This window comes from Paenochrobactrum sp. BZR 201-1 (assembly GCF_044987585.2).
GTDB classification, from domain to species: domain Bacteria; phylum Pseudomonadota; class Alphaproteobacteria; order Rhizobiales; family Rhizobiaceae; genus Paenochrobactrum; species Paenochrobactrum pullorum.
On the sequence record NZ_JBJDRZ020000037.1, the window covers coordinates 37389 to 52894 of the forward strand.

Here is a 15506-nt window from a genome sequence, read left to right on the forward strand (position 1 = left end):
AAAGGGGAAATGCTCCCCTTTTTATGCTTGATTTTAAGCTTAATCAATTCGCTGATTTTAACTCAAGACTTCCAGTTTGTGTCATACCGGAAGCCAGATAACCACCATCGACAGCAAGAATATGACCATTGACGTATTTGGCTTGAGGGGACGCCAGATAACAAACAGCTGCGGCAATATCATCTACTTCTCCCAAATGACCGGAAGGGATCATTGGTAGCAATTTTGCTCTTGTTTCATCCGTATAAGCAGCTTCTGTCATCGCAGTCACAATAGCGCCCGGTGCAATTGCGTTGGCTGTGATTCCATAAGCGCCAAGTTCCAGAGCAAACTGGCGTGTGAGGCCGGAAATGGCGGCTTTTGAAGTGCCATAGGCCACGCGCCCCACACCTGCGCGGCTACCGCTAATCGATGCCATATTAATGATGCGGCCATAGCGCTTCTTGACCATGTCACGGGCTGCACGTTGCGAACATAAAAATGTGCCCGTCAGGTTTATAGCCATTAAGCGGTTCCATGCATCAAGCGGAAAATCAAGAAGCGGCTGTACCACTAAAATTCCGGCGCAATTAACCAGAATATGGCAACTGCCACGCCAATGGGCGGTTTGCGTGAATGCATTCTCGACTGATTGCGGGTCGGAAACATCAAGCTTGATACCAAGCGCTTTTTGGCCTTGTGCATGAATAAGGGCAACTGTTTCGTCAATGCCTTCCTGATTGAGATCGGCGACAACGACAGATGCACCTCTATCAGCTAATTGAAGTGCGCAGGCGCGCCCGATGCCGGAACCTCCACCTGTCACCAATGCTACGTCATTGATTTCATTATTATCCATTTCAGCGCCCCATCATTGTGTCTGGTAGCCATGTCACGATGATAGGGAATAAGAAGATGAGCACAACTGTGAAGAGCTCCATAATTACAAACCAAAATGATCCTTTAAAGACATCCGACAGTGATGTTTCGCGGTCGATGCCAGCTATCACAAAGCAATTGAGCCCGACTGGGGGTGTGATGAGGCCGATTTCACACATTTTGACGCTGAGAATACCGAACCAGATCGGATCAAAACCAAGCTGAACCACTGTCGGGAACATGATCGGCAGCGTGATCACCATCATCGAGAAAGCATCCAGAAACATGCCAAGCGGGATGTAAACCAACAACAGCAGTGCAATCACGGCATATGGTGGAATATCACTGCTGACCACAAAACTGGCGATCGCATGGGGTAACTGGATAAGTGTTAGAAAATAACTAAAAATACCTGCACCAATCATGGTGAAAAGGATCATGACGGTAGTGGCTGAGGTTGAGCGGAAGCTTTCAACCAATTCACTACGCAAATGACCAGAGCGGTGAGCAAGCAACATCAAAAATGCGGCTATTGCACCTATCGCTCCTGCTTCCGTTGGAGTGACGATGCCTAAGTAAATACCACCCAGTACAACAATAAACAGAACCAGCACCTGCCACGCTTCCACGGTTCCGCGGATACGTTCACCCCAAGGTGTTGCCGGTACACGTGCTGCCTGGTTCATGCCGGTGCGGCCGATAATGCTGATGCCGATCATAAAGACAACAGTTGTCAAAATACCCGGAATAAAACCTGCAATCAGCATTTTACCGGCTGAAACTTCGGTTAATGCTGCATAGAAAATCAGCAGAACACTTGGTGGGATCAAGACGCCAAGAACACCACCAGCGGCAACACTACCGGCTGCAAGACGTGGATCATAGCCGGCCTTTTTCATTTCCGGAATGGCAACGGCGCCAACGGTGGCAGCAGTTGCAACACTTGAACCAGAGGTGCAGGCAAAACCGGCACTGGTTAAAATACCAGCCATCGCTAAACCACCGGGTAAATGCCCGACCCATTTATTTGCAACACGAAATAAGCGTTTGCCGACCTGCGCATGATGGGCAAAAGCGCCCATAAGAATAAAGAGTGGAATAACGGTGAGCGTATAAGAAGCCGACTGAGTAAAAGAGAATGATTTCAGGCGATTAAGCAAAAATGGCAGATCTTCAATCATGACAATGCCTAAAGCACCAGAGAGCGCAAGCGCTGCAAAAACCGGTGTGCCAATCGCCATCAATACAAAGATCATTGTAACCGCAATTGTTGCGACTAATGTTGTATCCATTGGTAAATTCCGTTTTGACTAGTCAACCAATTGTTGACCTTAAAATATGCGGGCAGGGCTTTTACAAAAGCTGACTGGCGGTGACTGCAGGCAGTTGACGGTGCGGATCGCGCCCTGTCAAAACCAGTAAGGCATGGAGAAGTGTTTGCACAACTGCCAGCCACAAGCCGATGGCTACTGCGATTTTTGTCCACCAAATTGGAACCTGAAAATATCCCCAGCGAAACTCACGGATCGAAAAAGAATAGATTGCCTCAAGTGTGGCGGGATAAGCCAGCATCAGGAGTGCGAGCGCTGCCAAAAGCCATGCAAGCGTTGTTGAAAGACGCTGCCATGTCGGGTTGAATTTATCCGTCAGCATGGTCACTCTGATATGGGCGTCATCACTTTGTGCCCAACCAAGCCCCATGAAGACAACCATCACCATCGACATTTCCGACATTTCGAAAAGGCCGGGCACCGGTTTTCCTGTTAAAGTCCGAAGCACAACATCAAGCGTGATGCCAAACATCATGAAGGACAGAAAGCCGAGCGCTATCCAGCCGGTAATATTGGTTAATCGATTTATAAATTGATGGAGCTTAATCATCCGCATCCCCTCCCGGAAGCGGTCGCCGGAAATAATAACGTATTACCGGCGACATAAAGCAGTCTGATTATTTCAAAGACTGTGCAATTTCGTATGGACGCAGCATTTTGCCTTGTGGCGCATGTTTTTCGATTGCTGCATCTATAAGTTTTTGCATGGCCTCACCGTCGATACCGGCAGGCTTAGCCACAGTTTCTACCCATGCATCCACTTCTGCCGGTTGTACCAAAGCTTTCGCACGTACTTTTTCTTCATCGGATAATGTGTATAGTTTTCCACCTTCAGCGGTTACTTTTTTGACATAATCAAGCAGCACTTTGTCGTAAATTTCGGTGAATTTACCGGCGTAGAGTTCATCTGCCAAATCGGTAGCAACTTTTTGCACGTCAGGTGAAAGACTATTCCATACGTCTATATTCATGACAGTTGTGGCGGGCGCATGTGGACCATCACCAATATCATAGAAATTTGGAGCCACTTCATGCAGCTTGTAGGCAACAGCGGTGACAAAGTCGAAACCGTAAACACCATCAAGAACACCGCGTTCCAATGCCTGATAAACATCGGGTGCAGCCATTGGCACCGCGATGCCGCCTAGGCGTTCGATCACGTCGGTTGCAATACCGTAACCACGGATTTTCTTGCCTTTGATATCGTCAATGGAATTGATCGGATTACGCATGACAAGCGGGGCATAGTTCCAGTTTGTCCAATAGAGAACTTTTGCACGGTGGCGTTTTTCCCACTCATCACGCAGAGGCTCGAATTGTTCATAAACATCGCGGCAGACGAGCTGCAGACTATCGGCACGATCCATGCGGAAATACCATTCAAGACCGCGGGTTACCGGTAATTCAACCTGATAATAGCCCGGAGAAATAAGCGACATTTCAGATGTTTTGTCACGGACCGCAGCAAGGTGCTCACCCACTTTGTTGAGACTGCCTGCCCAATAGCGGCGAATGGAAACCTCACCATTGGTACGTGTTTCCAGCTCTTTCAAAAACCATTCATCAACCCATGAAGGGCCAGCTGTTTCTGAAATGTAACTATCGAATTTCAGCGATGTTTTGGCAAATGCTGAACTTGCCAATGAAGGCACCAAGCCTGTGCCTGCCAAAGCCGCGGACATTTTAAGAAAATGACGTCTATCCATTGTATTTCCTCCCGTTATTATTTGGCTATGGTTCCTCTGCCATAACCGACTGCTTTCAATTATTTTCTAATGCTAGTTGGCGCAATTCTGTTTTCAGTACCTTGCCATAGCTATTTTTGGGTAACTCTTTAACAAAAAGATATTTTTTAGGTTTCTTGAATGATGCCATCTGCGATTGGCACCATTGATCGAGCAGTGATTTTTCAGCTGCTCTGTCTTCACGCATGACAATATAAGCCACAATGTTCTCGCCCCATTCAGGGTCTGGAACACCAATCACTGCGACTTCAAAAACATCTGGATGTTGCAACAGAGTTTCTTCCACTTCGCGTGGATAAATATTGGTGCCGCCGGAAATAATTACGTCTTTGGAGCGATCGGTGAGATGCAAGAAACCATCTTCATCAAAATGGCCGAGGTCGCCTGTCATGAGCCAGCCATTGTTTAATGTACTGGCTGTTGCATCAGGATTATTCCAATAGCCTTGCATGACGGTTTGACCAAAAACCGCAATTTCACCGGTAGAGCCATGCGGTAATGACTTGCCATTATCATCACGAATTTCGACTTTGACGCATGCCTGCGCGGTGCCAACGGATGCGCGTCGTGAGCGCCAATTGGCATGACTTTGATCTTTAACCAGATCGCGTGACAAAGCGGTAATGGTCATCGGGCTTTCACCCTGACCATAAATCTGCACAAACCGATCACCGAAATAATCGAGTGCTTCGTCAATATCGGCAGCATACATCGGGCCGCCGCCATAAATAATGGTGCGGATACCTTCGCCTTGATAATCAACCGTCTTTGAATGTGCGATCAGCCGTTTCACCATCGTGGGGGCAGCAAAAAACACCAAATTTTTCTGGGTTTTTGCCAGATTAATGATTTCAGCTGAATCAAATCCCTTGGATACCGGTATCAAGTGGCGGGCGCCTGCACGCATGAAAATCATGTTATATAGGCCGGCACCATGAGACATGGGCGCTGCATATAAAGCCGTGTCACTACCAAAAACCTGATCGACATCAAGGCTGTAACACAGGCTCATATGGATCAGATTGTTATGGCTGAGCATCACGCCTTTAGGGCGTCCCGTAGTGCCGGAAGTGTAAAACAGCCAAGCAATTTCATTGCTGTCGCAATCAGCCGGTTTATCTTTGTGTGAAGCTGAAACAGCCTGATTATATTCAGCACCGGCAATTTTGATGATTGTTTGCAGGCAAGGCGCATCTTCAAAACTGCAATCTGTATCAGTGAAGATAGTTTTTGCACCAGAATCTGCAATGATCCATGCTGCTTCTTTGGCATGAAGCTTATGGTTGATGGGTACAATAACCGCCCCCAACCACCAGATTGCATGCATGATTTCCAGATATTCCGGACAGTTTTGCGCAAAAAGCGCTACTCTGTCGCCACGGATCACGCCGTGATGATGATACAGCCAATGCGCCAATGAAGCCGTGCGCGTTAAGAGCGCGTCATAAGTTGCAAAGCACTCATCACCTGAGAGAATTGCTTCACGGTTTGGCCATGAACGGGCAGTTTGATAAAGCCAATATGCAATGTTCATTTCAATAATACTCAGGCGCGGTCTGCATGAAGAATGGTGGCGTAATTGGCAACGGCTGCGCCGCCCATATTGAACAATAGTCCCCACTCAGCACCCTTGCGCTGAATGTCGCCAGCTTGCTGTGTTAACTGGCGGAAGCCGAGCGCGTGCATGGAAACGCCGGTCGCGCCGACCGGATGGCCTTTTGCTTTCAAGCCACCGGAAAGATTAACCGGTAGTGCACCATCTGCAAAAACAGTGCCGTTTTTGATGGCGTCTCCACCGCGACCGGCTTCTGCCAGCCCCATGGCTTCATAGGTCAGTAATTCGGCGATAGTGAAACAGTCATGTACTTCGGCAAAATTGATGTCTGATACGCTGACGCCTGCCTGTCTATAAGCCTGCATCATTGCAAGCTGCGGGCCTTCGAATTTGAGGAAATCACGGCTCGACATCGGCAGAAAATCACTGACATGCTCGGCAGCGGCAATGCGGACACGGCGCTTCATATCAGCTGCCGCATCGGCAACAGACAAGATAATGGCCGCCGCACCATCGGTGACAAGCGAACAGTCAGTGAGCCTCAAGGGAGGGGCAATCAACGGGTTTTTATCGCTGACAGTGTTGCAGGCTTCAAAGCCCAAATCGCGTTGCATTTGTGCCAGCGGATTTTTCATCGCATTATGATGATTTTTGGCGGCAATATGTGCCATTGCAGTGAGCGGATCACCATAGCGTTCGGTATAAGCGCGCGCGGCAACACCAAAAACCTGCGGGAAGCTGAGGGCGGCTTCTGCTGCATCATTTTGATAACCGGCACCAGCCAGTGCGGTTGTGACGTCAGCGGTGGTGCGATGAGTCATTTTCTCGGCACCCACCACCAGAACATGACGCGCTTTGCCGCTTAAAATGGCATTAATACCAGCATGAATGGCCGCCGCACCGGAAGCGCAGGCATTTTCACAACGTGCTGCCGGTGTAAAACGTAATGCCGGATCTGCTTGATGAATGAGAGAGGATGCAAAGCCGTCGCTGACGAGGCCGGAATTGAAATGGCCTAAATAAACGGCATCAATTTCACTGGCCGGAAGGGCTGCTTCATGAAGCGCCTCACGCGTGGCCTGCACGATCAGTTGTTCCAGATTTTCTGTCAGTTTACCAAATTTGGTGTGACCAGAACCGGTGATATAAATAGTCTTATCCATAACTGCTTCTCCTCATCCCTTTTAAAGAAAAGCGAAATAGACAGGCTTCGTCTATTCGTAGTACTACGTAGAACTATACGTATTTCATTTGTGAGGAGGAAATTATGAATTACAATGACTTAACATCGGAACAGCTTACTGAAATTGCTTTTCAGAATGCACCGATTGCGATTTTGGTTTTAAGTAACCGGCAAATCAAAGCCTGTAACAAAGAAGTTTCCGAACTGTTTGGCTGGCAGGAAAGAGAGCTTATCGGGCAGTCAATCCGTGTGCTTTATCCATCAAAATTTGACTATGAGGCAACGGGGGAACGTTGGCTTCGCTGGCTTAAAAGTCGTCCTCGTTACGCCGATGAGCGTTTCATGCAATATCGTGGCGGCGAGGTGTTTTGGGCACGCGCACGCGGGCGCACATTAACACCGGAAAAGCCGTTTGAATTGATGGTTTGGACATTTGAACGACTGACCGCAGAGGTAAGTCCGGCATCGGATTTAACCCCGCGTGAACGCGAAGTGGCGCAGCATATCGTGAATGGGGCTTCGTCTAAAGATATTGGCGTGATGCTTGGTATTTCACATCGCACTGTAGAAGTGCATCGTGCAGCGGTGATGCGTAAATTGAATGCCAGCAATACGGCGCAATTAATCTCTAAAATTTTTGTGCGTGATGGAGATCATTAAAAATGTGGCTGATGATGTCAGCCACATTTTAACTTTCGAAAGAATTGGTTTAAGCCAGCTTCGGTATCGCGTTGAGAAGCATTTTTGTATAAGGCTCCTTTGGTGCCTCAAAAAGCTCTTCCGCCATCCCTTCTTCAACAATCTTGCCGTGATGCATAACGATGATGCGGTCACACAAGTGGCGGACAACCGAGAGATCATGACTGATGAAAAGTAGCGTCAGATTGAGCTCTTTACGCAATCGCAATAATAAATTGAGAATTTGTGCCTGAATGGAAACATCAAGCGAGGCCACCGGTTCGTCACAAACGATTACTTCCGGTTTCATCGCTAATGCACGTGCAATAGCGATACGCTGACGCTGACCGCCGGAAAACTGATGCGGAAAACGATCGGCAAAAGCCGGATCAAGGCTGACCGCCTTTAGCCAATGCGCAACATAATCACGAGCATTGGCAGAGGTTGTCAAACCATGCGCAATCGGCCCTTCAGCGATTGATTGCCCGACAGTGCGACGCGGATCAAGGGACGCAAACGGATCCTGGAAGATCATCTGCACTTTGGTGGTGAGCTTGTTACCGCTATCCGACATAACCGGCTGACCGGCAAGCCGGATTTCGCCAGCTGTCGGCTCATAAATGCCGCAAACCATCCGGCCAAGAGTGGATTTTCCGGAGCCGGATTCTCCAACCAAGCCTAAAGCTTCACCGCGTGCGATGGAAAAGTTGACATTGTTGACAGCCAAAACTGGCTTTTTAGGTTTTATGACACCGATTTTTTGCCCTAATTTTCCCCAAATATCTGTCTTACGCTCGAAACGTTTAACGGCATTTTTGACGGTTACATAATTTGGATCATCCACGATTACACGTGCTGTATCCGAAAGTGCAGCAATTTCTTCATCTGTAGCTTTGCCAAGCATCTGCCCCGGCTTGGAACGCGATGGCAAGGCATCCAGCAAACCTTGTGTATAGGGATGGCTAGGCGCTTTCAAAACTTCTGTTGCGGGACCAGTTTCGATAATTTTACCCGATTTCATCACCGCAATGCGCTGCGAAATAGAGGCAACTGTTGCCAGATCATGGCTGATCCAGATCATCGAAATGCCAAGCTCTTTGACGAGCGCTTTCACTTCGGTAAGAATTTCAGCCTGTACCGAAACATCCAGTGCTGTGGTGGGTTCATCCGCGATCACGACTTTGGGATTGTGCAATAGCGCAATCGCAATGGCCACGCGCTGACGCATCCCACCGGAAAATTGATGCGGATAAAAATCCACCTTGTGTTCGGGATCAACAATGCGTACGCGGCGCAACGCTTCTACACATCGGATGCGAGCTTGACTATCGGAGATCGTTTCATGCGCCCGCAATGCCAGTGTCATTTGATCAAGCACTGTCAGGACAGGGTTCAGCGTCATCATAGGGTCTTGGAAAACCATCGAGATTTCACGACCGCGCAATTTACGCAAATCATTCTCGTTTAAACCGACAAGCTCGCGGCCTTCCAGCTTGATGGAGCCTTGTTTAATATGACCTGGCTTATCAATCAGGCCGATCAGTGAGAAGCCGGTGATGGATTTTCCGGAGCCGGATTCACCAACAAGACCTAAAATTTCACCGCGGTCGAGGTAGAAAGAAACACCATCGACAGATTTAATTGTACCGTTGCGGGTTTCAAAATATGTGTGAAGGTCGGTGACTTCAAGAAGATGTGTCGTCATTTGTTCAACCTCGGATTCAGCTGGTCACGAATTTGATCACCAACAAGATTGATGGCCATGATCAGGACAATCAGTGCAAGACCCGGATAGATCGAAATCCAGTAGCGACCGGACAATAAATATTGGAAGCCATTGGCAATCAACATACCGAGTGATGGTTCTGTCGGTGGCAAGCCAACGCCTAAGAATGAAAGGGTTGCTTCCAATGAAATGGCTGATGCGACTTGAACCGTTGCCACCACAATCAAGGGCGGCAAGGCGTTGGGCAAGATGTGACGGGTGACGATAAACCAACCGCTCATCGGCACAGAAAGGGCAGCTTCTACATAGTCTTTGTTGCGCTCTGCTGCCGCCGCGCCATGAGCGGTGCGGACAAAATAGGCATATTGCGAAAAGACAAGTGCGATAATCAACTGGCTTTTGCCTTGTCCGAGCAGTGCCGCAACCACGAAGGCCAGCAAAACTGCTGGGAAGGAAAGTTGCAAGTCGATGACGCGCATGATGAAGCTCTCAAATCGCCCGCCGATATAAGCAGCACTGGAACCAACCAATGCACCAATGGTAAAAGCGATGGCACCTGCTAAAAGTCCCATTTGCAAAGAAATGCGCAATCCATAAAGAATAGCCGAGAAAAGATCACGTCCTTGACCGTCGGTGCCCAAAAGATGGACATAGCCACCTTGGCCGACATAGCCCGGTGCGCGTCTGCCATCCCGCAATACGAGGCTTGAAAGATCGTAAGGATCTTGGGGTGCGATAAGAGGCGCAAAAACAGCCAGTAAGATGATCACAATCACTACGAATGCAGCAACAAGCGGCACTGGATGGCGTTTGAATTCTGACCAGAATTGCAATGATCTGCTATTGAGCAAAGCCATTATTTACCGCCTCCCTGACGCATACGCGGATCAAGCAGGGCATAAGAGAGATCCACAATCAGATTAATCGTGATAAACAACAGTGACACAAGCATGAGATAAGCCACCATAACGGGACGATCAAGCGAGGTGATGCTGTCGATGATGAGTTTGCCTAAACCCGGCCAAGAGTAAATGGTTTCAGTCACCACAGCAAAGGCGACAGTCGAGCCAAGCTCCAAACCGAACACGGTAACAAGGGGAATAGAAATCAAACGTAGAACGTGACGACGCAGAATGGTTCGCTCGGTAATACCGGCAGCACGGGCAAATTTGATTGTATCTGTCAGCATGATTTCACGTGTGCCGGAGGCGGCCAAACGGATCATCAATGCCAACTTGAACATTGACAAATTTATAGCTGGGAGTGCCAGATGATGAAGACCATTCAAGGTTAAAAAGCTTAGTGGTACACCGAAAACTGATACGGTTTCTCCGCGACCACCAGCCGGCATAATACCAAGCTGCACTGCAAAAACCATAATAAGCATAAGGCCGATCCAGAATGTCGGTACCGAAAAGCCCAAAATGGACAAAGCCATAATGGTTTTTGAACCCCAGCTGTCTGGTTTATATCCGGCGTAGATACCAAGCGGAATACCGATCAGGCTTGCCATGAAAACGGCGGTGAGAGCCAGTTCGGCAGTTGCCGGCAGGCGCGATGCAATCAGTTCTGCAACCGGCATATTATAGACAAAAGAACGGCCTAAATCGCCATGCAACAGATTGTTCATGAATTGCAAATATTGTTGCCAAACCGGTAGATCTAGGCCGTATTGCGCGATAACGCGATCACGAATTTCCTGTGTTGCATCCGGCGAAATCAGCACATCAACCGGATTGCCGATGACGAAAACGCCCATAAAAACCAATAATGACATGACAAGCATAATCAGGACAGCTTGCCACAAACGTCTGACAATAAATGCAATCATCAGCAATGCTCCCCAAGCGGATAATCTATAGCTTTGCTATTTTTTCCGCTTTGTTTCTTTTAATTTTCAGGCGAAGTGTACCCGCCTGAAAACTATGATAAAATTTATTAGTGCCAGCCGTTTTCCAGCTCAAAACGGGTTTCGCGTACGGCCACATCCCAAATAGCCAGCATGTCTTCATCAGGACGAACAAACAGCCCCTGATAATTGCCTTCGGTTGCTTCCAGCATGGCGCGTTTGCGCCCGGCATCGACACGTGCCATGCCTGCATAGTCGGCGCGTTCTACTGCATGGTCCGGCTGCTCGACGCCCTCAAGGCGCGTCCAAGGGAAGTTTTCCATCCATGAAGCGTGTGAAGCACGATTATCGATTTCGAGTACTTTTCCCATGGTCTTTGGTGCCCGCCACCAATCATGCATTTTCACGCTGGCATCACGGTTGCGGTTTAGCCATTCTGACACAACGGTGCCAGCTGGTGTGTTGCCGCCGTGACCGTTGACGATCAGAATGCGACGGAAGCCGGAGCGATAAATGCTATCGAGAATATCTTCTATAACGCCGATGTAAGTGCGCAAGCTGAATGACACTGTGCCCGGAAAATCTTCAAAGCTTGAAGCAAGGCCGTAAGGTACAACTGGAAAGACCGGAACGCCGAGTGGCTCTGCTGCATCAAGGGACACTTTTTCAGCCAGAATCATATCTGTTCCGAGGCTCAAACGGGCATGTTGCTCGACACTACCGATTGGCAAAATACAGCGGTCGTCATGCTTGACACGCTCTTCAACCTGAGCCCAGTTCATGGCGTTGATATGCATATAAAAATCCTCTCTTCCCATAGGTTACCGAGTCTTTGTAGCGGGTTCCCTAAAACCTCATATTCGTAATTTATTACACAAACAAGTTCCAATTGGAACAAAAATTACGTTTGACATTCTATAAACTAGCATTATCTTGTTCTATATGGAACTTAATGACTAAAAGTCATATTGGGAGGGGCGATGGAAAAGCGGGTGGAGATCGCTCTTTTAGAGGGGCGGGCAGGGCGCAGCGAGGCGCGTGACGACAGGCTTAGCGAGAGCGATATTCTGCATACAAAATTGTGGAAAAATCCGTGCTGGCTTTCGTTTCGGATCAATTATTTAGCACTGCATTACAACAACCCTGTTTATGGGATGATCGGAACTGACCACGATCTGTTGCGGCCGGAATTTGTGGTGCTTTATTCGCTTTTTTTACGCGATAAAACGACCCTTTCAGAGGTTGTTGCAGGCTCCGGCTTTCCAAAAAACACCCTTAGTCGTGCAACTAAGAAACTAACCAAGCTGAAGCTGGTGAGTCGTGAAGAAGATGCGAGCGATTTACGTCGCGTCGTCTTGTGTCTGACAGATGCAGGGCGAAACATTGTGGAAGCCAAGATGGCGCCCATGCTGGAACGCGAACGCCTGATGCTTGAAAAATTAAGTCCTGCCGAGCGCATGATGCTCTCGGATTTACTTGCCAAACTTGTCATCGCCTCACGCGAATGGCCGGAAACAATCACGTCAGATGCCACTGAATGTGATGACTATCTCGAATAAATATCAAATTGGGAACCTAAAATGAAACACACATTGCGCGCATTTATGCTTGGCTCCACATTGCTGTTTAGCGCTGGCCAGCTTTTCGCAGCCGACCTCGTTATGGCGATCAAGTCGGGGCCGGCTTCAATGGATCCGCATTTCACGGCCACGGCTGCGAATGCTGAAGCAACCAAACATATCTTTGATACGCTGATCCGTTCAGGTGACAATCTGGAGCTGGAACCTTCATTGGCGCTGAGCTGGGAGGCGCTTGACGATACCACTTGGGAATTTAAGCTGCGTGATGGTGTTAAATTCCATGATGGTTCTGATTTCACCGCTGATGACGTGAAGTTCTCTATTGAGCGTATTCCGCATGTCACTGGTCCTAATCCGGCAACTATTTTTGTGCGTCGTGTGAAGGAGGTTGAAGTTGTTGATCCGCTGACCGTGCGTGTGACCACAAATTCTGCCGCGCCGACCCTGCCAAATGATTTCATTCGTTTGTTTATTACGTCACATAAAGCAGCAGCTGATTATTCAACGCAAGAAACAGCGGCGGAAGGTTTCAATAGCGGTAAAGCAACAATTGGTACCGGCCCATATAAGTTTGTTTCATGGGCACCAACACAGGATCTGGTGGTTGAACGCTTTGATGGCTATTGGGGCGAAAAACAACCTTGGGATCGTGTCATCCGCAAGGAAATTCCTAATGATGCCGCCCGTGTTGCGCAGTTAAAAGCAGGACAGGTAGATTTGATTTCCAAGGTTCCGGCTTCTGACGTGCCGGTATTAGAACAGGATTCATCGCTTACTGTCACCAAACATGAAAGTATTTATATCAGCTATCTGGAATTCGATTTCCGTGAAAACAGTCCGATGGTCTGGGATAAGAGCGGCAAGAAACTGGATAAGAATCCATTGCTTGACCCACGTGTACGTGAGGCCTTTGATCTGGCCGTTGATCGTGAAACCATTGTAGAGTTCGCGCTTGAAGGAATGGCTGCTGTGCCAACACAGCTGGTGACATCAAATATCTTTGGCTATGATAAGTCGATCCAGGCACCGGAATATAATGTTAAGCGGGCAAAAGAGTTGTTGGCTGAAGCTGGCTATCCGGATGGTTTCAAGATCACGTTAAGCTATGCCAATGACCGTATGCCGAATGAATTGGGGCCGACCATTGCTCAGATGTTGGCTGCAATTGGTATCACTGCCGAGGTGAACGGTGTTCCTGCCGCTGTGTTCAACCCTGCCAAAACCCGTGGTGAATATTCACTCTATATGGCCAGCTGGGGTACATTGACTGGGGAGGCAAACTACATGCTTTCCTCATTGATGCATTCCAATGAGCCCGAAAAATCACTGGGTGCTTTCAACGTTCGCGGCTATGCCAATCCGGAAATGGACAAGCTGATTGAAGATGCGGCTGCTGCAATGGATGCGGATGAGCGTCGTACATTGCTTGAAAAGGCTAACAATCTGGTGGCGACCGACCGTCCTGATCTGCCGCTGGCAATTCTGCTCAATGCATGGGCTATGAAAAAAGGCAAGGTTACTTTGACACCGCGTGCGGATGAAGACACGCTGGCGATGAATATCAAGCCGGTGCAATAAGCTGGGTTAACCTGAAATAGCCCGCTTAAAGCGGGCTATTTTTTAATTAAATAGCTAACTCATAACTGGAATATTATTCTTGGTTGAAAAAGGTATTCTGTCTCTGTTTTAAAAAAAAGGGATTTTTATGCGTAATACATTATCTTCTATATTGCTGTCGATCACAATTGTTACTGGATTTGGAATGGGCGTGGCCAACGCAGGTAACTGGTGCGATGCTGCGATTGAAGAGGCGGCCAAGCCACCATCCGCAAATCCGGGTGCAGGTAATCCATTTCAAAATGGCAATGCAGGAGCAACATTGGGGAATGCGCTCGGGCAACTCCTTTTTTGCTTTTTAGACTGGTAATTAATGTTTTTGAAATTGAATTTACTACGCATTTAACTTGATGCAATGGCGTGAAATGCGCCAATGCATTCACTATTATATAAAAATAATTCCTTCCGGCTCTTTTTTTAAAGAAAAACAACCTATCTAGTAATGCCAAACTTTCCAAGTAATAATTGTTAAAAATCATTAAAATGGGAATTGGCACATTGCAAAAAATTATCGGTCTGATTGGCGGTATGAGTTGGGAAAGTTCAGCTGAATATTATCGTATTATCAATGAACTGGTCAGAAAGCGGTTTGGTGGTTTGCGGTCCGCTCAGTGCTTGATGTGGTCGTTTGATTTTGCAGAAATTGAAGCTTTGCAACGTGCAGGGCGCTGGGATGACGCCACCCAAGAAATGATCCAGGCTGCGCAGCGTTTGGAGCGTGGTGGGGCTGATTTCATTCTTATTTGTACCAATACAATGCACCGGATGGCGGACGATGTTCAGGCATCCATTAATATTCCTCTTTTGCATATTGCTGACCCAACTGCAGAGCGCATGAAGGCTGCAGGTCTAAGTAAAGTGGGGTTGCTCGGAACCGCTTTCACTATGGAGCAGGACTTTTACAAAGGACGCCTTATCAATAAACATGGCTTTGATGTCTTGGTGCCTGATGATAAAGATCGCAAATCCGTGCATCAGATTATTTATGATGAGCTGGTGCAGGGGATTGTGAAGGAAAGCTCCCGTCAGGCTTATCGAGAGATTATTGGTCGTTTGGTGGCGCGTGGTGCGCAAGCGATTATTTTAGGCTGTACAGAAATTATGTTGCTTATCAAGCAAAGCGACAGTCCTGTACCTGTTTACGATACGACTACGATCCATGCACAGGCGGCAGTTGAGCAAGCATTGAGTTGATTGGATAAACGAACGAAGATAATACTGTGGCGTGCAGAATAGGCAATGGATCTAAAGCTTCAACTTGTTGATCAGAGACTTTGAATGCTCTCCTGAATTATTAATGATGGATATAATGGACTTGATGTGGTGGACGGCCTCCTGATCCGCTTTTGTGCGATAGTGTGGTTGTTTTTAAAAGCCACCAAGG

The 15506-nt window shown here is 48.0% G+C and carries 15 protein-coding genes; 5 read left to right on the forward strand and 10 right to left on the reverse strand.

Features of this window, described 5'->3' with window-relative positions:
- Positions 1–43: 43 nt before the first annotated feature.
- From ACI0FR_RS15460 to ACI0FR_RS15485, 6 genes are all read right to left on the reverse strand, one after another.
- Complete coding sequence (locus ACI0FR_RS15460; RefSeq protein ID WP_374834161.1) at positions 44–838, reverse strand: SDR family NAD(P)-dependent oxidoreductase; 795 nt, start codon at positions 836–838, stop codon at positions 44–46.
- 1 nt (position 839) lies between these two features.
- Positions 840–2150 (reverse strand): TRAP transporter large permease, encoded by a 1311-nt coding sequence (locus ACI0FR_RS15465; protein WP_374834163.1) that lies wholly within the window; start codon positions 2148–2150, stop codon positions 840–842.
- A 61-nt stretch (positions 2151–2211) separates the two neighbouring features.
- A complete protein-coding gene (locus tag ACI0FR_RS15470) occupies positions 2212–2739 on the reverse strand; it encodes a TRAP transporter small permease (RefSeq protein ID WP_404907062.1) in 528 nt (175 codons plus the stop codon).
- A gap of 67 nt (positions 2740–2806) precedes the next feature.
- A complete protein-coding gene (gene dctP / locus ACI0FR_RS15475; RefSeq protein WP_374834167.1) occupies positions 2807–3895 on the reverse strand; it encodes a TRAP transporter substrate-binding protein DctP in 1089 nt (362 codons plus the stop codon).
- A gap of 55 nt (positions 3896–3950) precedes the next feature.
- Positions 3951–5468: a class I adenylate-forming enzyme family protein gene (locus ACI0FR_RS15480; protein ID WP_404907060.1), complete on the reverse strand. Its 1518-nt coding sequence runs from the start codon at positions 5466–5468 to the stop codon at positions 3951–3953.
- Between the two features lie 11 nt (positions 5469–5479).
- Positions 5480–6652 carry an acetyl-CoA acetyltransferase gene (locus ACI0FR_RS15485; protein ID WP_374834171.1) on the reverse strand — a complete coding sequence of 391 codons (1173 nt, stop codon included), beginning with the start codon at positions 6650–6652 and terminating at the stop codon, positions 5480–5482.
- Positions 6653–6756: 104 nt separating this feature from the next.
- On the opposite strand from ACI0FR_RS15485, the gene ACI0FR_RS15490 reads away from it, so the two are divergent.
- The gene (locus tag ACI0FR_RS15490) at positions 6757–7332 is read left to right on the forward strand and encodes a LuxR C-terminal-related transcriptional regulator (RefSeq protein ID WP_404907058.1); all 576 of its coding nucleotides are present in this window, start codon (positions 6757–6759) and stop codon (positions 7330–7332) included.
- Between the two features lie 49 nt (positions 7333–7381).
- Here the strand turns inward: ACI0FR_RS15490 and ACI0FR_RS15495 are convergent, their stop codons facing one another.
- The 4 genes from ACI0FR_RS15495 to ACI0FR_RS15510 form a co-directional block, all read right to left on the reverse strand.
- A complete protein-coding gene (locus ACI0FR_RS15495) occupies positions 7382–9055 on the reverse strand; it encodes a dipeptide ABC transporter ATP-binding protein (protein WP_404907056.1) in 1674 nt (557 codons plus the stop codon).
- Positions 9052–9933, reverse strand: coding sequence for an ABC transporter permease (locus ACI0FR_RS15500; RefSeq protein WP_404907054.1), 882 nt, complete (start codon positions 9931–9933; stop codon positions 9052–9054). Before ACI0FR_RS15500 ends, ACI0FR_RS15495 begins: the two co-directional genes overlap by 4 nt.
- Positions 9933–10907, reverse strand: a complete 975-nt coding sequence (locus tag ACI0FR_RS15505) for an ABC transporter permease (RefSeq protein WP_374834179.1) — start codon at positions 10905–10907, stop codon at positions 9933–9935. Before ACI0FR_RS15505 ends, ACI0FR_RS15500 begins: the two co-directional genes overlap by 1 nt.
- A gap of 107 nt (positions 10908–11014) precedes the next feature.
- Positions 11015–11722, reverse strand: coding sequence for a creatininase family protein (locus ACI0FR_RS15510; RefSeq protein ID WP_404907052.1), 708 nt, complete (start codon positions 11720–11722; stop codon positions 11015–11017).
- Positions 11723–11905: 183 nt separating this feature from the next.
- Between ACI0FR_RS15510 and ACI0FR_RS15515 the strand changes: the two genes are divergently transcribed.
- The 4 genes from ACI0FR_RS15515 (at position 11906) to ACI0FR_RS15530 (ending at position 15316) form a co-directional block, all read left to right on the forward strand.
- Positions 11906–12484: a MarR family winged helix-turn-helix transcriptional regulator gene (locus ACI0FR_RS15515; RefSeq protein WP_374834183.1), complete on the forward strand. Its 579-nt coding sequence runs from the start codon at positions 11906–11908 to the stop codon at positions 12482–12484.
- Positions 12485–12505: 21 nt separating this feature from the next.
- Positions 12506–14083 carry an ABC transporter substrate-binding protein gene (locus tag ACI0FR_RS15520; protein WP_404907049.1) on the forward strand — a complete coding sequence of 526 codons (1578 nt, stop codon included), beginning with the start codon at positions 12506–12508 and terminating at the stop codon, positions 14081–14083.
- Between the two features lie 127 nt (positions 14084–14210).
- On the forward strand, positions 14211–14432 hold the full coding sequence (locus ACI0FR_RS15525; protein WP_404907047.1) for a hypothetical protein: 222 nt from the start codon (positions 14211–14213) through the stop codon (positions 14430–14432).
- A 188-nt stretch (positions 14433–14620) separates the two neighbouring features.
- Complete coding sequence (locus ACI0FR_RS15530) at positions 14621–15316, forward strand: aspartate/glutamate racemase family protein (RefSeq protein ID WP_404907045.1); 696 nt, start codon at positions 14621–14623, stop codon at positions 15314–15316.
- Positions 15317–15506: the final 190 nt, after the last annotated feature.